Here is a 19395-nt window from a genome sequence, read left to right on the forward strand (position 1 = left end):
TTCACTATATTTAGTTGCGGCTGCCACGCTTTCGACTGCGTATGTACGTATGAATAATAAGATCTGCCATCATTATAATATAATAAGATACCAGCCCGACAACCACAGCAATAATATGAAAGTGTTCTTCAAATCGAAGCGCGATTAAGGTAACTAGCATTGCTGCGGCCAATCTTGACAATGTTCCAATCCCCGCTCTTGTTTTGTTATCTTCTATCGATTGTGCGAACTGCCCCATTTTCCGCTGAAGAAGCCATAGGTTATAAGCACTTGCTGCAGTACCTAATAAAAGGCCTTGAAAAATACGCGGATATGGTGCGAAACCTACTGCAAGTACCAAGATTGCGAGAAGATAGAGCATCCATTTACGTTGGCGCGCTGTCATTGCTTCATATTCTTTCATCATGTTATAAATCTCCTTCAACTACTGACGAACACCCTGTTAAAAGAGGTGATCAGCATGCATAAAAAACTTGGCATACACCAAGCACCACAGATGAGAACATTCCTTTCTTATACTTGAAGTGACGTATAACGAATGAATTACTAAATAGGGGCTTGTCTAGTTGTTGCTGTTCCTGTCTTCATAATTTACCGGCAAAATCTACTAACCTAAATACGTATTAACAGCTCGAGTGTGTATCTTCAGGACGCTTACAAGTTTTCTACAACAATAAAAAACAAAAACTGCACCATACTGAAAACCTTATCATCCCATACTATGAAAGTTTACAATATGGTCTCTCTGTTGTCAATTGCTATGGGTAACTATTATTTGAAAAAAATAACTAGTATTATTTAATGCAAATTAATCGTTTTTAGATCTAAATTACTGGTGAATCATTCTGTTATCTCGATATATAAATTGGTTTGGTAACTTTCATATCTCCCGTCTTCTAATTGAACCGTTACTTGTGCCAGATAATGACCAGGATCGGCAACCTCTGACTCCTCTAGTTCTCCTTCGTTCATGCCAACCGCAAGATCATCTGTCTGTAATAAGTTAGCCTTAAACATCAGCGTGTCTGGATCATATAAATCCACCTGCACTTGTTCTGCTGGTTCTGTGACATACAAACTATATAAAAACGTATCATCAGAAAACGGTTTTAACGCGAATTCAAACCCTGTTGCCTTCGGATTATCTGCCGTTTGATTTACAAAAAGATAAGGTAGATGAAACGATTGATCGCTCTGGTTTAAAGTAAGCCACCCCTGATGAATTCCTTCATTTATTTGTGTTGTGTTCATGCTTACTTCAATTGGTATTGTTTTGGTTTCGTTTTCATCCACTGTAAATGTTTGTGGGAGATTCCAGGTTAAACCTTGTTCTTTTTTGGGTATTTCAAACGAATAGGTCTGTTGTTGATTCGTCGTATTTTCAATTTCTACCTCAATCGTTTTAGCCTCTTTATGGGATGTTATTTTCCCAAACGATAGGAGGGGATCGGTAATGATCGTAGTTGTGTCAATTGCCTCTTGAGGCTGAATCCCTCCCATTCCCTGCATGATTGGCTCACTTGGATACGATTCTTCTGTCTCCATTCGAAGTGCCGTCGTTTTTAATGCCCCGAAAATTTGCTCGTTCGTCCAGTTTGGTTTTGCTTCTTTAAGTAGCGCAACAGCACCAGCAACGTGTGGCGCTGCCATACTTGTTCCCTGTAGTTGCTGATACCCATCCGGTACGGTGCTCACAATATTCGTACCCGGAGCAAGCAGATCTGGTTTAATGTCCCAGTTCACGGTTACAGGCCCCCGTGAGCTAAATTCAGCGACACCACTCTCGGTCTCTTCATAAGCCGTTTCCAGTTGTAAAGATTCTTTTTGAATCTGCTCATGCAACCATTTGCCGTCTTCATTTGTAATTGCCGCTACCGGAACCTGTAGTGGATAATTTTCATGTTCAACCATGCCTTCAAACAATCCTTCTTCATTATTAGCTATTAATACAGCAATAGCTCCTTTATCCTCCGCTTGTTTTGCTTTATCGTATAGAGGAACGTCGTCACGCTCTAACAACACGATTTTTCCGTGAAAATTGGCTTCTTTTTCCACTCCATTTACAATTTGGTATGCTGTTTCCAAGTCCCATGGTGGCGCTCCCATCATCGGCACAAGTTGAATCGCCTTGTCAGCTTGTGCATCATATAAAAAGGGGATACGTTGCGGGGAACTGGAGGCACCTATCGATAGAGCATTTGAGGCGGTTGCAGGAGAACCTACTGTCCAATTCTCTGGACCATCATTTCCGTTTGCTAGAACGACAGAGATACCAAGGTCGGCAGCACGATTGACAGCCTTACTGGTTGGATAATCGGGACCATTAACGGCGTTACCTAGTGATAAATTCATCACATCCATCCCATCTTCCACCGCTTGTTCCATCGCTGCGATAACTTGAATAGATGTACCAGAACCACCAGGGCCAAGTGCACGGTAGGCGTGAATTTCTGCATCTGGAGCGACTCCTTGCAACTCCCCATTAGCCGCAATTATTCCTGCCACATGTGTGCCATGAACAGTTGGAATACCTTGATCTGGGGTTGTTTCCATCGGATCATTATCCAGATCAACCAAATCATACCCACCTTGATAGTTTCCTTCTAGATCTGGATGATTATAGTCAATGCCTGTATCCACTACCCCCACCTTTACACCTTTTCCTGTATAGGAGGTGTTGTTCAAAGCAGAAGGAAGAACCTGATCCACCTCCGCGTCTGCTTGAATGGTAGAAGTAGTTTCAATTGCTTCATAGGTTTGAACTGCGTGGATGCCTTTAATAAATTCCAGGGATTCCATTTTATCAAGTTTATCAGGAGCACCTTGTAGCGCCAAACCATTGAACAGTTTATTATAAGTTGCAACAACATCAACGAACGGATGGTATACCTCTAAATATTCTTTATGTTCGACCGGATCCCCTTCTACTTCAACGATAACCGATTGCATATCTTTCTCTGAAGCTTGTGTTGGTATGAAGAGAAGTATTACTGCGAAAAATGTCAAGATGGAAAGAAAATAGCGCATGGTGAGGAATGCTCCTTTTTTCTTCTTAGCTTTTGGAAAATGTGGGAGAATATGCATCGGGGTTGTAGTCAAGCTGGGTTTTATTTATTGGCTGTTTTAAAGGTTGTTGTTTTTGACACAAAAGATATAGAAGACGACGCAAGTGGTTGTTGATTTCCGCTGTGGACCGTTGCTTTCCGCGGGCACGGCTTCAGCCTTCGACGCACAGGACGTGCTAGTGCAGGTGTTGCGACAGGACGTCGCGAACTTAACCTGCCTCGAGAAACCCACTCTGCGGGGTCTTCAGACACGTGCTGTTCCCGCAGGAGTCAACGGTCCACAGCTCCAATCAACCATTGGAAAAGTGCAGGCATTTGCTTAAATTAATCAAACCATATATTTTTAGCAGCAGAGAAACACAACACCCAGCGGAGGAAACACATGAAGACTCCTGCGGGAGGAAGGCATAGGTGAGACCCCGCAGTGCGTAGCACGAGGAGGCTCACCAGCCGCCCGCGGAAAGCGAAATGTGTTTCCGTAGCGCATCCCTGCTCTCAACCAGCGTTTGCAAAAGAATTGTCACTTGCGTCATCTTTTATATCAACCACGAAGATTTAAAAGCAACAATTGTTTTCGGTGGGACGAGTAAGCGCAGTTCCAATACTTACGAAAAGAGCCTATTTTTAAAAGAAAAGTCCGTTATTCCCTCTAGTTCTCCCTCTCCATCTTTTGTAATTTAAACGGGCTCGGCTTTTTCATGAGCCAATTCAGAAATATGATATAATCATTTCTAAATTTAGATGACGATTGGCTTACCAATAGAAGCACCTCTGATCCTATAATTATATTTTTCAGCTACCTTGATACTCCCCGCCAAAACACGATCCACGCTCCTTCCAAACGCTCCTGAAAGTCTTCATCTTGATAGTAAAAGCTTTCCGTAAACGAACCATCCATTAAAATATAAAAGCCTGCTCTGAATACAGAAAATGAATCCACATTAAATACGCCTTCCCTTCTTCCCTGCTCAAAAAAATTCATTAATAGCTGATCAATTTTCGCATCTCCTGATTGCCCAAGCTTTTTTAAATCTTCCGTAAGTGATGCAGGCGGAAATAACATGAATCGTTTATACATCACTCCCTTATGTTTTTGATGAATAAAATCCGTGATATCGGTTAAAACAATATATATTCGATCTTTGACGGCCTTCTCCTGATGTGCGTTCGCACTGGTCATCATTACCTCTGTCGACTCTTCCATAACCTTTTTAGCTACTGTCAGATATAATTCGTCTTTACCGGAAAAGTGATTATAGAGTGATGGCTTCTGAATACCAACAGCCCCGGCGATATGTGCAAGTGTTGTGCCCTCATACCCACGTTTGGCAAATGATGAAAGTGCTGCTTGGATGATTCTGTCGCGTGTCGTTTTTGGCATTGCCAATAGCCTCCTTCATTTCACAAATCTATAAGAAAATAAATGCTTCGAAAACTTGGCTTTGCTAAGCTTTTACAGCAAAGCCTTAGTTGCACTTATGCAGATTAAGAAAGTTTTATACTCTGTATCTGCTAAAAAACGGATTGCCCATACTATTACCACATGATATAATAACTAAATATTAACTACCGTTAGTTAATATTTATTTTATTTATAATTCTATCAAAAGAAGAGGTGTTTGCAAATGAATATGAAGTGGCTACTCGTTCTTATTGCCTCTGCCTTTGAGGTAGGTTGGGCAACTGGACTTAAATATGCAAATGATGCGCTCACATGGACCTTAACAGGAATTGCGGTTGTTATCAGCTTTTGGCTACTCCTTAAAGCAGCGACTTCTCTTCCTACAAGTACGGCTTATGCTGTTTTTGCTGGTTTGGGAACCGTCGGCACAGTGATTGTGGATATGGTCTTTTTCAATGCTTCTATTAACATCTGGATGCTCGCATTTGTTGTACTTCTACTTGTTGGAGTCATCGGTTTGAAAACAGTAACGGGCGATGAGACATCAGAAAGGGGCGTGCACTCATGAATTGGTTTGTACTCATTGTAGCAGGTCTCTTTGAAGTTGTTGGTGTTACCGGCATGCAAAGGATTGCAAAAGGGGAAAAGAAATCAGGTTTCCCTATTCTTATAGTGGGGTTCCTTATTAGTTTTACTCTACTATCCATTGCTATGGAAACTATTCCACTCGGTGTTGCTTACGCCGTCTGGACAGGAATGGGAACCGTGGGAAGCGCGATTGTAGGTATGATTTTTTACAATGAATCGACTGATCGCCTGCGTCTGATGTTCATGGGTATGGTGATCGTAGCTGTCGTAGGACTAAGGCTTGTTTCAGCTTAAACGGATCATGGGGAAGCAAGTAGACAGTTCTCTTTTACTTTTTAAAAAAAGAAGCAAGAGAACCGTCGTCCCACTGCTTCTTTCTAAAATCTATTTTGTCCCAAATAAACGGTCACCTGCATCACCAAGGCCAGGGACAATATACCCTTTTTCATCCAGCTTATCATCCATTGCACCTAAATAAATATCAACATCAGGATGATCTTGTTTAATGACTTCAACGCCTTCCGGTGCAGCGACTAAACACATCAGACGAATATTTCCTGCACCACGTTTTTTCAGGGAATGGATTGCGTCATTTGCGGAACCCCCTGTTGCTAGCATTGGATCCAAGACAATTAATTCACGTTCAGAAATATCAGATGGCAATTTAATATAGTATTCATGCGGAGTGAGCGTTTCCGGGTCACGATACAATCCAACATGTCCTACTTTTGCTGCTGGAAGAAGGTTCAACATACCGTCAACCATCCCAAGGCCAGCGCGCAAAATTGGAATAAGCCCGATTTTTTTACCAGCTAAAACTTGCGTCGTTGCTTCTGTTACTGGCGTTTCTGTTGTTGCTTCCTGAAGCGGAAGGTTTCGTGTGATTTCAAAAGCCATTAACATGGAAACTTCGTCAACAAGCTCGCGGAATTCCTTTGTTCCTGTGTTTTTATCTCTTATGTACGTTAATTTATGTTGAATTAACGGATGATCGAGTACGAAAACATTTCCCATTTGCGAGATCACTCCTTTTATTTTTATATCTCTAAAATTGTACTAATAATACAAGCTGCTTTCAAGGTAAATTGTGTGCATGCGAATAAAATGTTTCTGAATCTGCGGTTAAATAATGGTTTGTACTGATAAAACACCTATTAGAAACCTAGCTCTTGCCAGGCCTTTACGGCAAAAGCCAATGCCCACACTTATGTAGATAAGAAAGTTTTTGCCAAAAAAAGGATGCCCCCGACTGGAGCATCCTTTTTATTTATGCAAATAATGGAAATTTACTTGTTAGTTCCTTCACTCGATCTGCTGCTTCTTTTAATTTCGCTTCATCTTTATGGTTTTTCAACGTTAGGGATATAATTGCAGCGATTTCTTTCATTTCGTTTTCACCAAATCCACGAGTGGTTACAGCTGCAGTTCCTATGCGTAGGCCACTTGTTACAAATGGGCTTTCGGTGTCAAAAGGAATCGTATTTTTATTTGCTGTGATACCAATTTCGTCCAACACGTTTTCAGCTACTTTCCCAGTTAGATCAAGCGGCGTGACATCAAGGAGTAATAAATGATTATCCGTTCCACCTGAAACGATACGAACGCCATTTTTTTCTAATTCATCGTTTAACACACTAGCATTTTTTATAATTTGTTTGGCATATGTTTTAAAGTCAGGAGATAAAGCTTCCTTAAAAGCTGTTGCCTTGGCAGCAATAACATGCATCAATGGGCCGCCTTGCATGCCAGGGAATACCGATTTATCAATTTTCTTCGCGTATTCTTCTTTACATAAAATCACACCACCACGAGGTCCGCGCAATGTTTTATGTGTTGTTGTTGTAACAAAATCAGCGTGCGGTACTGGGTTTTGATGCTCTCCCGCTGCTATAAGCCCGGCAATGTGAGCCATATCAACCATCAAATAGGCGCCAACTTCGTCCGCAATTTCACGAAATTTCGCAAAATCAATTTCTCTGGAGTAGGCACTCGCACCTACTACAAGCAATTTTGGCTGTACTTCTTTTGCTTTTTCCAATACGGCATCATAATCAAGTTGCTCGGTTTCTTTATCAACACCATAATCCTCGAAGTTATACAGTTTCCCACTAAAGTTCACAGGACTCCCGTGTGTTAAGTGGCCACCATGATTTAAATTCATTCCTAAAACCGTATCACCATAGTCCAATACTGTAAAATAAACAGCCATATTCGCTTGAGCTCCTGAATGGGGTTGTACGTTTGCATGATCTGCACCGAAAAGTTCTTTTACGCGATCTCGAGCTAAATTTTCAACGACATCTACATGCTCACATCCACCATAATACCTTTTTCCAGGGTAGCCTTCTGCATATTTATTCGTTAATTCAGATCCCATCGCTTCCATCACTGCTTCTGATACAAAGTTCTCCGAAGCGATTAGCTCAATTTTCTCTAACTGACGCGCCTTTTCTGCTTGCATTGCTGTGAATAATTCCTGATCTGCTTGTTTTACATGTTCCATGATAAAAGCCTCCTATGTAGTTAAAAATATGTAGAAAATAATTTCAGTATGCCTACGTTGTTCACCCAACCTATTCGGTTTCGCAGCTATCATTTGTTTTAGTCGTTTCATAGTTTGCACGTTTGCCTCCGATTAACTTCGGACGCGTACGTGCTGCTCTTATGCGCGCATTGCCAACCCATCTTTGTTCAAAATGTAATGGAACAGCTACCTGTTTTAGATGCATCCCAATCATCGTTTCCCCAATATCAATTCCTGCGCTTGCTTCTACATTTTCAACGACGACTGGATCTTCTATATGGTTATACGCATATGTCGCCATCGAACCACCTGCGCCTGGTACTGGAATAACGGACACTTCTTCCAGTTTGCTGGCCTGCATCGTTTCGCGTTCCATGACGATGCAGCGATTTAAATGTTCACAGCATTGAAAAACAAGCTGGATACCAGTATGCTGCTGCAACTGTTTTAGTTCATTAAATACAACAGCTGCAACCTCTTGACTACCGGATGTCCCAATATTTTCACCGGTGATCTCACTTGTCGAACAACCAATAACAAAAATATCTCCTTCACGTAAATAGGATCCACTCACCCATTCACGAACGATAGCTTGCATATCCTGATGTATATCTTGGTTGAAACCTGTCATGTAAAACCACCCCACTCGTTTTTTAACCATACAAACATTTTCGATTGTCGGTGCCTGGTCCCAAACAGCTGCATGTACTTCTTCTATTCCTGCTTTATGATCGCTTCCCTAGTACTGATCTATTTTTTTCTGTAATAAATCAATATATTTGTCCAGTTCTGTCAACGTTTCCCGGTAGGTTGTTAGGTCACCTCCAAATGGATCAGAAATATCATAATTGATAAGATTAGCTTCCAATTCCTGAATATATTTCACATCGTCACGTAGATGCTCAACAAGTTGCTGATCCAATTTCGTATTATCCACCTTATGCTGATTCTCCTGGATAAATATGGAGCGTTTTTCTTCAAAATTAGAATAAGCCTGTTTAAGTTCATCCCATATTTTTTTGTCCGTTTCGGATACATATTCCTTTAACGTAAAATATTTATCTTGAAAATTCGGATATTCCATAATAAGGGATTGCTTATGCTGGGTGGTCATCGTCAAAATAAGATCTGCTGCGTGTAACTCTTTATGCGTTACCGGTTGGGAAAGGTGATTCATCGTTATATTCTTCTTCTGTAACGCATCCATCGCAAATTGATTTATACGCTGATTTTTTCCAGCAAAAATTCCGGCAGACTGGACCTCTACCTCAGGCATCTTATCTCTAACAAGCGCTTCAGCCATCGGACTCCGGCACGTATTCCCTGTACAGACAAACAATATCTTCATATGCGATCCTCCATTATAATTCTCTATCTTAGATAATATCATAAATACGGGAACATGTCAGAGGAATCGAAGAAGACATTAAAGTATTATTCTGAATAGATCAGATGTCAGCTTAAGCTTAAGGCCATGATCCCTACATGGAGGAGATTGGGTTCCTATCTATGAACAAAAGCGCAATCGCCCGGTTAGCAACGTACAAACTGGAGCATTCCGCAATGAGATAAAGGAAACACGACGAACGAAGGGAGTCGATGTTGACTTATCGTAGTGGAGGAGTGTGAAGTTTGATAGTTGCTGGGCGCTGGAGCTGGACGTGGCTATTCCAGTGTATAAGTTATCCACAGCTTTTAAATTCTATAGTTTCCTGCAACAAAAAAACAGTAGATTTTATACTGTGTAAAATCAACTGCTTTTTTATCATTCGTTTTAGCAAAAGGGTGTTTTGTCGGTAGCAAAAAGAGCCTAGCCAAATAACAAAGTCAGCCCAAATCCACAAAGGATACTTCCACCCAATACTTCGCTATAGACACCCAGAATGGTATGTACTTTTTTTCCTACTAACATCCCAGTCCATGCGAGGAATGTACTCATTGTGCCAAATAGGAATAAGGCAAGTGCTGTTTCTACTCCGGATAAACCAAGGCTTAGTCCAACTGAAAAACTATCAATACTTACGCTAAAAGATAAGATATATAGCCCAAAACCAATTGGTTGTATCACTTTTTTCGCTTTATAAACAAATCCAGAAAAAAGCATTTGAGCACCAATACCAAATAAGATGATCCCACCCAGAACGGATGTCAATTCGCCAATTCGCGTTGAAATTACATGGCCAAGAATGATACCCGCAAACGGCATTAAAAAATGGAATAAGCCAATGACAAGCCCGATTAAAGCAATTCGTTTGAGCCGAATCCGCTGCATACCAATCCCGAGACACACAGAAAAGGCGTCCATTCCTAAGGCAAGAGCCATAAATAATAGGGAGGCAAATTCAGCTATATAAAAACTTGGCATCCAACTACTCCCCCCTCGGACATGCTTATAGAATATATGCATGTCCGAAGGGGAATATGATTGCTATGTAAGCGAGTCTCTTTTATAGACAGTTGCTGCTTTTTTTAACCGGTTCATGATCGCTTCGCCAATCCCCTCTTCCGAAAAGGTTTCACATAGTATAATATCAACATCGCCTTCTTTAAAAGTCCGTAATCCTTCATATAAATTGGCTGCGATCTCGTGTGAATCCTCACCGAGTGAAATGATTTCATCTGCTTCTAGTAACGCACCTGTTTTCGTACTAGAAAGCACACCGATCCGGCAATTTTTCTTTCGCTCTCCATCGATGACTTGCTGCAAGTTAGCTGGCGTTCCTTCCACAAGCCATAATGGAATATCTGGTGAATAGTGTTTGTATTTCATCCCTGGTGATGTCGGTTGTTCGTTTGCATTTACAAGTGCAGGATCGATCATGATTGTCCCTACAACCTTTTCCAATTGTTCTTTCGTTATGCCACCTGGCCTGAGAATAATTGGGATTTCCTTCGTACAATCAATGACAGTGGACTCTACCCCAACACCTGTAGCCCCGCCGTCCAATAATCCGGACACCTTTCCATTTAAATCAGCCCAGACATGAGCAGCTGTTGTTGGGCTAGGTTTTCCAGATATATTTGCACTTGGAGCTGCGATTGGAATATCGCATATCTGTAGTAATTGTTGTGCCACGGGATGATCAGGCATTCGTACCGCAATTGTGGACAAGCCAGCCGTTACATTGCTCGCACATACACCATTACTTGGTAATACAAACGTTAAAGGGCCAGGTGCAAATGCATCAATTAAGTTGTCCACAAACGCCGGCAACTTTTCCACAATCCTTGTTAATTGCTCTTTATTAGCGACATGAGCAATTAACGGATTATCCTGCGGCCGCCCTTTTGCCTGAAAAATGTTAGATACAGCTGCTTCACTGGTTGCATCTGCCCCTAAACCGTATACTGTTTCCGTGGGAAAGGCTACAGTAGAGCCGCTTGTTAAGAGGGCTGCCGCTTCAGCAATTGCTGCTCTATTATATCGATCATTATTATTTTTTAAATTCCAACGTGTCGTTTCCATCGCGCACTCCCTCTTTTCTATCCTATATTTTAGTCGATACAGCTGTTTTTCGCAAAAGGAAAAATGAACAAAAGCGCAAGCGCCCGTTTAGCAACGTACAAACTGCGCCCGCGCATCGCGGGTGGTTCAACGTTGCCACGCAAAGTGGCGGTTTTAGTTGAACCTCTACTGCCACAATGAGATAAAGGAAACATGCCCCTTCATAGGGGTATGCCGACGTTGGGCGCAAAGCCCGGTTTTAGTCGGCCTTCCTTAAGACAAGGGAGTAGATGTTGACTTTCACCACAAGGGTATAAGTGCGACTAATCCTCTGGCAGAGCCAATCGGCAAGTCTTCTTTATCGTAGTGGAGGAGTGTGAAGTTTGATAGTTGCTGGGCGCTGGAGCTGGACGTGGATATTTCGGTAACTAAGTTATCCACAGCTTTTAAATTCTATAGTTTGCTATGCAACAAAAAAGCCCGCAGAATATTATCCACAGGCTAAACACTTCATGTACTTGTTTTCATTGTTTATCATTCATACTTATGCACATAATCGTCCGTTTACCAACAAGTTGTCAACAAGAGAATGTGTATAATGTGAATACTTGTTAAGAAACACTGTAAAACCACCAATTCCCTTCTCTTGATTCATCCTTATCAACAAAATTTCCTTCTTGTTGTGGATGAAATTGTAGCGATTCCAATATTATATCCACAACAGGCTGATGACTGTGCACATATACGGTTTTCGCCTGTTGTTCTTTTGCCAAATTCAAAATCGTTTCCAGTAATACTGGCAATTTAGCAGCTTCGGATTTTGTAATATACAGTTGTTTTAGCCAATAGATATAATCATCCATCGCCTCTAAAACAAAGCATCCTTCTATCTGATCTTGTACCTCGACGACGTAACCCATCTGCAGTAAACTATCTCCATTTACTGTCTGATTATTTTTTAAAAAATGATCTAATTTTTCCTCCGATACACGATTAGCTTGGATTAAGTTCATCCTTTTCACCTCTATTGTTTTTGATAGTCTCTTACTCGTTTCTATCATTCTATGCATGAATAAACGACCCTATGACCAATCAAACCATTCAAATAGAAAAAATTTCACTTCTGCTGATTCTTCTTCTGTTTCCTCTGTTTCTTCTGCTTCTGCTGTTTCATCCGTTTCCTCTGCAGCTACACTCGTTCCATTGGAAAAGTCCAGGAAACATAAAGGCGGGAAAAGCACGCACCACCAATTGGAACCCTCACCTTCTCCAATCGTAATTAACACTGCTTCATACTCTCCTGCCGGGTATAAAAAGTCACCATACAATTTCATTGGGAAAGATACATTGGACCCATATTCCACATCAAAATCATTTGTTACATTTTCTTCCTTTAGAACACGCTCAATAATGCCTTCGATTTCCGGGATACGTGCTTCTATTAAACTTCTCGCTTCTTCGATATCCGTAATATACTTCACCCATTCCGTAATTTCTTCATTCACACGATCACGTACGAGATTTTTTAATGCTTGATCTTCCTCATTATCACTATTTGCTAGAATCCGCAGACGAATCGCTTCATCTGGAATGACTTGATAATCATATTGTGAATCCTCTTGCTCAGGCTCTAAAGATTGCTCACTCACTCCTGTTGTTGGCATCGAGAAAAATAGTAAAAAGAATATAAATGCAAAAAATACTAGTTTATTAATCATTTTGGTTCCCCTCTCCATCTGATCTATCATCAGTATGGTCAGGAGTAAATGAATTTAAACTAGTATTCTAGTAAAGGTTATTCAAAAAGTCACCAAATGATAAGCGGCGAATCTCTTCGTTGGCGCAGAGGAGCTTCTACTAAGACCGCCCACGTCCTGTGGGCAACGTAGAAGTCAACACTTCCTGTGCAAGTCCGCTACTCACGTATTAAAAGCATACGCTCTATTCCTTGGAAAAGAAAGTCGCTTTTCCTGCGTGCGATGCAGGTTCGAGGAAGCTTTCCTTAGTGCTCAAAACTACGCCTCCTCGACCTTCGACGCACAGGACGTGCTAGTGTCGCCATTGTCACAGGACGTGACGTACTTAGGAGACCTTGCTTCTAATTCGGGAACTTTTTGAACACGCACTAATAATTTATTTTTGCTGTTAGGATTCGGTCTTTTTTATTTATATCTTTTAACGTTTCCACCTGACTCTTTGGAAAAACATGTTTCATAAGTTCATTTACGGTATCACGTTGCTGATAGCCAATTTCAAATGCGATAAAACCCTCTTCGTTTAGAACCTCAGGCAACTGTTCTATGATTTTCCGATATGCAGCTAAGCCATTTTCTTCCGCAAATAATGCGAGTTTCGGATCAAAGGTTTTCACCGTATCTGAAAGATGCACCTCATCAGACTTTGCAATGTAGGGTGGATTGGATACGATAAGATCAGGACGAATAGCGTGATTGATCAACGGTTGCAGGAAATCCCCTTGTAAAAAGGTAACCGATGCATCGAGATGCGCTGCGTTTTCGGAAGCTATTTTCAATGCCTCTTCTGAAATGTCCGTGGCATAAACATTCGCGTTTGGTAACTCCAATGCGAGTGTTATGGCAATAATACCGCTCCCTGTACCAATATCAACGATGGTCGGATGCGTCTCTTTATTTTGCTTGGTTACGTTTATTACGTGTTGCACGAGCTCTTCTGTTTCTGGCCTCGGGATAAGCACCTGCTCATTTACCTGAAATTCTCGTCCGTAAAACGATTCAACTCCCGTAAGATGCTGAACCGGAACCCCTGTCTCGGCATGTTTTTCAATAGCCGCATTAAACGGTTCCAACACAAGTTCTGGAACCGGGTCCTGCATCAGCATGTGAAATTTAGAACGCGATACTTGTAAATGATGCTGCAATAGAATTTCTGCCACTTTCGCTTCTCGATTATGATTTTCTAAAAAAAGAGAAGCCCGCTTGAGGACTTCATATTGTTTTATACTCAAATTATTCACCTATTTGTTCCATCTTCTTTGTTTGTTCTTCCAATAGTAAGGCGTCAACAAATTCATTCAGTTTACCTTGCAAAATTTGATCAAGGCGTTGAATCGTTAACCCGATTCGATGATCGGTCACACGATTTTGTGGGAAGTTATACGTACGAATCCGCTCCGAACGGTCCCCAGTACCCACTGCTGATTTTCTCGTTTCATCATATTCATCCTGTGCTTCTTGTTGGTACATATCATAAATGCGCGCTCGCAAGATCTTCATCGCCTTTTCTTTGTTCTTGATTTGCGATTTTTCATCCTGAATGGAAACAACGACACCTGTTGGATCATGAGTCAAACGCACGGCAGACATCGTCGTGTTAACGCTTTGCCCACCAGGTCCACTTGAAGCGAACGTATCAACACGGATATCTTTCTCATGAATATCGACTTCTACATCCTCCGCCTCAGGCAGCACAGCCACTGTCGCTGTTGATGTATGAATCCTACCACCAGATTCCGTCTCGGGAACACGTTGAACACGATGCGCACCATTTTCATATTTTAATTTCGAATAGGCACCCGTTCCACTGACCATAATAACGATTTCCTTGTATCCGCCAACACCTGTCGAGCTGGCTTCCATTACTTCTGTCTTCCAGCCATATTGCTCAGCAAAACGGGAATACATACGATATAAGTCTCCAGCAAATAATGCAGCCTCATCGCCTCCAGCTGCACCACGAATTTCCATAAACACGTTTTTATCATCATTTGGATCTTTTGGAAGAAGCAATACCCTCAATTTTTCTTCGAGTTCTTCCTTGGATTTTGTAAGATCAGTGATTTCAGACTTCACCATTTCTTCCATCTCGTCGTCCATGTTTTCTTCCTGCATCGCTTTCGCATCTTTTAACTGCGACGTTACATCCTTATATTCAGCATAAGCCTGCACAACATCTTCCAAGTCTGATTGTTCCTTCGAATATTCACGTAGTTTACTTGTATCATTTATAATTTCCGGATCACTAAGCATTTCATTTAATTTATTATAACGATCTTCTAACGTTTGTAAACGTTCTAACATAACGTACACCTCATTTCGATTAACAGTATAATTATAATATACTGAGGCGTGTAGGTCAAAATCTAACCAGTGATAGCGTGAGAATGGGCTTAGCGGCGGTCGAGCCGATTTGCGGTGCTCATTGAAGCGATTCGGCACTAGCGTGATTCGACTAATTCAAAAGATTCCTCGTTATCATCCCAATTAACTTCAACATTAACGATCATATCTTCCCTCATAATCGCTCCAGTTCCACCACCTCTTGATGTAAATTCTTTATCAGATACAGGTTCATCAAACGTTATTGATGAAATCCCTTCACCAGTTGTCCCTCGTGTGAATTTATAGTCTAGTTGTTCCATTGAAGCTAGTTCTGCCAACTCTCCTTTATATGTTAATTTGAATACATAGTCACTTTCACTTGAATAGGTATTTACATCATCCGCATCTTTTCCCCATACTTCTTCAGCTTCATATTCTAACTCTGCCGACCAATAGTCCCCACCTCCTGTAAAGAGGTAACGATGCTCCGTCACCTCTTCATCGGTAGAACAGGCACTTATTAACCCTGTAAATAGTAGCAATAGAATTATTCTCTTGAATTTGAAAACCCCCTCTCCTACTATTTATATTTCTTATTACACGAAACTGTGTCATTAATTGGCCAAGTATGCATGAGTAAAGAACCAGTAATCGTGTTATTGGATTTTCAATTTAATAAACCGTTCGCTAATAAACCCATTAATATCCCAACAATAATTAGCGGTCTTTTACCTTCTACAAAAGGGGTTGGAAAAAGGCGTCAACTATTTTTTGGTAACCAAAGGGCAATATTGAAGTTATGAATAACCGATTACGATAGAAAAGGTTACCAAAAATCTGAATTTTTTAAGCGTAATTTCTCCTCTTTTATAGGCAATATTTAATACTTTAATCATGGAATAAACCGTTATAAAAATTATTATAGCTGAAAAAATACTAATTAAGATTACTTCCATTTTTGACCTCCTTTCACTTTAGATTAATATGCATTATTCTGTTTTACGACTAAAACATTCTTCACATATGAATTTGCCTTCATTTCTCAAATATGCTTTTATCTCAGTAAATCCTTTCCTCTTGGGATAACGCATTTTTACAAAAACAACATCTTCACCCTTAATTTCTTTTTCACAAATCGTGCATTTAGGTTTTTCCCATAGCATTATTTAATCACCACCAAGTAACTTTTCATTTTATAAACTTTATTATCAACTACCTGCTCACATTCGTATAATTTTTCACAATATTTAATTGTATGATAACATAAATAAACAGAAGAAAGGAGCTGATGTTGACTTTCACCACAAGGGTATAAGTGCGAATAAGCCTCTGGCAGAGCCAATCGGCAAGTCTTCTTTATCGTACGGAGGTGAAGGAAGTCGCGCTAGTCGCTGGGCGCTGGAGCTGGACGTGGATATTTCGGTAACTAAGTTATCCACAGCTTTTAAATTCTATAGTTTCCTGCAAACAAAAAAGAGTACCCTTGAGGCACTCTTATTTCGGTAATTTAGCTAAACTATTTAGTATGATTTTATTACTTGGTTTGTTTGGGACTTCATGGTGGTGCCGACATCTCGGCTCGTAAGATTCAGATGCGCCAACTAGTATGATTGGATCATCATAGGATGCTGGCTTACCATCAATTAAGCGTTGTGTTCTACTAGCTGGAGATCCGCATGATGGGCAAATTGCATTAAGTTTTGTGACGGATTCACTTAGTGCCATTAGAGCTGGCATTGCTCCAAATGGCTCCCCACGAAAATCGGTGTCTAACCCTGCAGCTATTACACGTATGCCTTGATTTGCGAGCTCCGTAGCGACTTCTATAATATTTTCATCAAAAAACTGAACTTCATCTATTCCAACGAGGTCTACGCGCTCGTTAATATTCTCCAAAATTTTATCAGAACTGTTTACAGGGCGGGCTACTGTGGACGTGCCATTATGTGACACAACGGATTCGTCTTCAAACCTGTTATCAATCACAGGTTTAAATACCCTTACAGACAAATTCCCGTATGTTGCTCTGCGTACACGACGGATTAATTCTTCCGATTTTCCTGAAAACATGCTTCCGCAGATTACTTCTAGCCAACCATTTTGTTTCATCAGATTCATGAGTAGGGTGCTCCCTTCAGGCATTATACATTACTACTTTATGATATGTATCTTGATTAGTTTACCACTAATCTCAACATTATTAACCCATTTTTAGAGGTTGTTCAAAAAGTCCGGTAAAAATGACACATCGCAGGGGAACTTTTGCTAAAACCGCCCACGTCCTGTGGGCAACGCAGAAGTCACCACATCCTGTGGAAGCTCGTTGGCTTGCTTTTCCGTTGTTCACGTATTAATTGCATACGTTCCACTACTCAAGGCTATGCCGCCTCGAACTTCTCGGTCCTTTTTATCCTCCTTTTTGAACACGCACTTTTATCTATTTTAATTAGAACGTGGCATTCGTTAAAGGGACTCTTAGAGAGCGTTCGTTGCTGTGTAAGGCAGTTACTGCATAAGTGCAACTTAAAGCCATGTTGGTTCCTATTTTCCAAGTAAAAAAAGGCAAAATATAGACGTTTTGCCTTTTTTGTTCATCATTATTTTTTAATGGATTCATACGAAACTCATGTTGCATCATTCCAGTTCCGTTGTAAGGTGATCCATCGACTTGTGATAGATACTGGAAGAACCAGCAAAATCCACCTTTTCCCTTTACTAGAATAGTTCGACGCTGCAACACAATGTCGCAACGTCGAATTATCATATGGATTTTCGGACATCATTTTACGTATCATGCCGATTCATAATCCACTTCGCTTTAGTTCATGTTATATTTTTTCTTAAATCGGTCAACACGTCCACCGACTCTATCAGCTTTTTGTTTTCCTGTGTAAAATGGGTGTGAATCTGAACTAATTTCAACACGGATTAACGGGTATGAATTACCGTCTTCCCACTCAATTGTTTCTTCTGAGCTTTTTGTTGAACCAGTTAAGAATTTAAAATCTGAACTTGTATCAAGAAATACTACTTTTCTGTATTCCGGATGAATTTCCTTTTTCATGTCTTTCCACTCCTTTTTGCCCTGAACCCCTTGTGAACAGAGTTATTGTAAGAGACGTCACAGGCACTACACCTTATCTAAACTCACATAAAATTATTATAACAGCCTGTTGATTTGATTGCAATAGGATAGAAATATTTACCGAAAAGCTTCACTATTAGAGGTTGTTCAAAAAAGTCCGGTTAAAATGACATATCGAAGGGACTTCTACTTAAACCGCCTACGTCAATAGATACCGTAGAAGTCACCACAACACTGCTAGAATCCCATTGGAACCGAAAACCATTGTGCGTTGAAAGTTCGAGGCAGCATAGTTTCGAGCACAAAGGGAACGTGTTCTTCTTTTCCAAGGAGCGGTTAACGGGTTTACTTGTGAGGTGCAAAACAAAATTGCCTGGAAAAATTGCCAAAGAATATAAAACTAAAAATTGTTACACCTAGCCCCATTTTGCATTAATTATTTATTAGATTGTTATTTTTTCCCGGACATCTTCCAAAACTTCGATATCTATTCTACTGTTTCTTTAATATAATCACGGCAGGAGTCAGGAAAACGAACAGAATGGAGTTCCCAAAAACCAGCCAACCCATCTATAGGGAAAATTGAGCTTTTTTACTTCATAAAAGCACCCTTATATGCAATAAGTTCCTTTCTTGAATTTCTATACCACACCTTTGATAGTCTCTAAAGTATAATTTTCATAATATTCATCTAATTGGAATCAAATGCTTTCCGATAAAATCCCCTTAACTCTGCTCCATTATCTGGCCATTCAAGCGGCTGTTCGTTAACCATCATCCCCAATGCATCAAGACAGCGATGCCATCCCGCAGCTGTTGCGGCTGCCCAAGACCGGTCATTAAACGTATGCTCAAATGTCATTCGGCATCCATCGGGGGTGCTTTGCAATTCGATTCGAAGCAAATCATCAACCTCACGAAAAGCAAAAACTACAGGCGGCTCGAATGCAGTAATCACTCCTTCATACTTCGTTCCTTCTCCATCATCAAAGTGAATTTTTCCACCCTCTTGGAGATCCATCTCTTCCGTTGCAAACGGATACCACTTGGTAAAGTAATCAGAATCCGTTACGCAGCGAAAAACCCTCTCAGGTTTATGTGCAAAAAAACGCTCAAATTGCAAAACACAACGACCATCTCTTTCATGTAACTTTCCATATTTATTCATTTTTTTCTCCTTCCATTTTATTTTTTTATTTGAATATTA

The 19395-nt window shown here is 40.6% G+C and carries 21 protein-coding genes; 2 read left to right on the forward strand and 19 right to left on the reverse strand.

The window, feature by feature from the left end:
* Window positions 1-10: 10 nt before the first annotated feature.
* From OLD84_RS17135 to OLD84_RS17145, 3 genes are all read right to left on the reverse strand, one after another.
* The gene (locus tag OLD84_RS17135) at window positions 11-406 is read right to left on the reverse strand and encodes an ATP synthase subunit I (protein ID WP_319961492.1); all 396 of its coding nucleotides are present in this window, start codon (window positions 404-406) and stop codon (window positions 11-13) included.
* Window positions 407-840: 434 nt separating this feature from the next.
* Window positions 841-3027, reverse strand: coding sequence for a S8 family serine peptidase (locus OLD84_RS17140; protein WP_209463036.1), 2187 nt, complete (start codon window positions 3025-3027; stop codon window positions 841-843).
* 834 nt (window positions 3028-3861) lie between these two features.
* Window positions 3862-4446, reverse strand: coding sequence for a TetR/AcrR family transcriptional regulator (locus tag OLD84_RS17145; protein WP_209463035.1), 585 nt, complete (start codon window positions 4444-4446; stop codon window positions 3862-3864).
* A gap of 250 nt (window positions 4447-4696) precedes the next feature.
* Between OLD84_RS17145 and OLD84_RS17150 the strand changes: the two genes are divergently transcribed.
* Together OLD84_RS17150 and OLD84_RS17155 are read left to right on the forward strand one after the other, a co-directional pair.
* Window positions 4697-5035: a DMT family transporter gene (locus OLD84_RS17150; RefSeq protein WP_209463057.1), complete on the forward strand. Its 339-nt coding sequence runs from the start codon at window positions 4697-4699 to the stop codon at window positions 5033-5035.
* Window positions 5032-5349 (forward strand): DMT family transporter, encoded by a 318-nt coding sequence (locus OLD84_RS17155; RefSeq protein ID WP_209463034.1) that lies wholly within the window; start codon window positions 5032-5034, stop codon window positions 5347-5349. The genes OLD84_RS17150 and OLD84_RS17155 overlap by 4 nt, the downstream gene beginning before the upstream one ends.
* Window positions 5350-5439: 90 nt before the next feature.
* Here OLD84_RS17155 and upp read toward each other — a convergent pair whose 3' ends face one another.
* The 16 genes from upp to OLD84_RS17235 all read right to left on the reverse strand — a co-directional run bounded on the left by upp (window position 5440) and on the right by OLD84_RS17235 (window position 19356).
* Window positions 5440-6069, reverse strand: a complete 630-nt coding sequence (gene upp / locus OLD84_RS17160) for a uracil phosphoribosyltransferase (protein ID WP_209463033.1) — start codon at window positions 6067-6069, stop codon at window positions 5440-5442.
* Between the two features lie 253 nt (window positions 6070-6322).
* Window positions 6323-7558 (reverse strand): serine hydroxymethyltransferase, encoded by a 1236-nt coding sequence (locus OLD84_RS17165; protein ID WP_209463032.1) that lies wholly within the window; start codon window positions 7556-7558, stop codon window positions 6323-6325.
* A gap of 70 nt (window positions 7559-7628) precedes the next feature.
* Window positions 7629-8210 (reverse strand): TIGR01440 family protein, encoded by a 582-nt coding sequence (locus OLD84_RS17170; protein ID WP_209463031.1) that lies wholly within the window; start codon window positions 8208-8210, stop codon window positions 7629-7631.
* Window positions 8211-8318: 108 nt separating this feature from the next.
* A complete protein-coding gene (locus OLD84_RS17175) occupies window positions 8319-8927 on the reverse strand; it encodes a low molecular weight protein arginine phosphatase (protein WP_209463030.1) in 609 nt (202 codons plus the stop codon).
* A 462-nt stretch (window positions 8928-9389) separates the two neighbouring features.
* On the reverse strand, window positions 9390-9944 hold the full coding sequence (locus OLD84_RS17180) for a manganese efflux pump MntP (protein WP_209463029.1): 555 nt from the start codon (window positions 9942-9944) through the stop codon (window positions 9390-9392).
* A 63-nt stretch (window positions 9945-10007) separates the two neighbouring features.
* Entirely contained in the window at window positions 10008-11045 is a 1038-nt protein-coding gene (locus OLD84_RS17185) for an L-threonylcarbamoyladenylate synthase (protein WP_209463028.1), read from the reverse strand.
* A 590-nt stretch (window positions 11046-11635) separates the two neighbouring features.
* Window positions 11636-12037: a GNAT family N-acetyltransferase gene (locus tag OLD84_RS17190; RefSeq protein ID WP_209463027.1), complete on the reverse strand. Its 402-nt coding sequence runs from the start codon at window positions 12035-12037 to the stop codon at window positions 11636-11638.
* Window positions 12038-12106: 69 nt separating this feature from the next.
* Window positions 12107-12739, reverse strand: a complete 633-nt coding sequence (gene spoIIR / locus OLD84_RS17195; protein ID WP_264917506.1) for a stage II sporulation protein R — start codon at window positions 12737-12739, stop codon at window positions 12107-12109.
* 410 nt (window positions 12740-13149) lie between these two features.
* The gene (gene prmC, locus OLD84_RS17200) at window positions 13150-14019 is read right to left on the reverse strand and encodes a peptide chain release factor N(5)-glutamine methyltransferase (RefSeq protein ID WP_319961497.1); all 870 of its coding nucleotides are present in this window, start codon (window positions 14017-14019) and stop codon (window positions 13150-13152) included.
* Complete coding sequence (prfA, locus tag OLD84_RS17205; protein WP_209463024.1) at window positions 14012-15082, reverse strand: peptide chain release factor 1; 1071 nt, start codon at window positions 15080-15082, stop codon at window positions 14012-14014. The genes prmC and prfA overlap by 8 nt, the downstream gene beginning before the upstream one ends.
* Before the next feature lie 137 nt (window positions 15083-15219).
* Window positions 15220-15645 (reverse strand): hypothetical protein, encoded by a 426-nt coding sequence (locus OLD84_RS17210; RefSeq protein WP_209463023.1) that lies wholly within the window; start codon window positions 15643-15645, stop codon window positions 15220-15222.
* A gap of 255 nt (window positions 15646-15900) precedes the next feature.
* Entirely contained in the window at window positions 15901-16059 is a 159-nt protein-coding gene (locus OLD84_RS17215) for a hypothetical protein (RefSeq protein WP_245301546.1), read from the reverse strand.
* 33 nt (window positions 16060-16092) lie between these two features.
* Entirely contained in the window at window positions 16093-16266 is a 174-nt protein-coding gene (locus OLD84_RS17220) for a Fe3+ hydroxamate ABC transporter substrate-binding protein (protein ID WP_209463022.1), read from the reverse strand.
* Window positions 16267-16597: 331 nt separating this feature from the next.
* Window positions 16598-17221 (reverse strand): thymidine kinase, encoded by a 624-nt coding sequence (locus OLD84_RS17225; protein ID WP_209463021.1) that lies wholly within the window; start codon window positions 17219-17221, stop codon window positions 16598-16600.
* 700 nt (window positions 17222-17921) lie between these two features.
* Window positions 17922-18167, reverse strand: a complete 246-nt coding sequence (locus OLD84_RS17230) for a type B 50S ribosomal protein L31 (protein WP_209463020.1) — start codon at window positions 18165-18167, stop codon at window positions 17922-17924.
* Between the two features lie 712 nt (window positions 18168-18879).
* Complete coding sequence (locus OLD84_RS17235; RefSeq protein WP_209463019.1) at window positions 18880-19356, reverse strand: SRPBCC family protein; 477 nt, start codon at window positions 19354-19356, stop codon at window positions 18880-18882.
* Window positions 19357-19395: the final 39 nt, after the last annotated feature.

It is taken from the genome of Virgibacillus natechei (assembly GCF_026013645.1).
Classification (GTDB): domain Bacteria; phylum Bacillota; class Bacilli; order Bacillales; family Amphibacillaceae; genus Virgibacillus_L; species Virgibacillus_L natechei.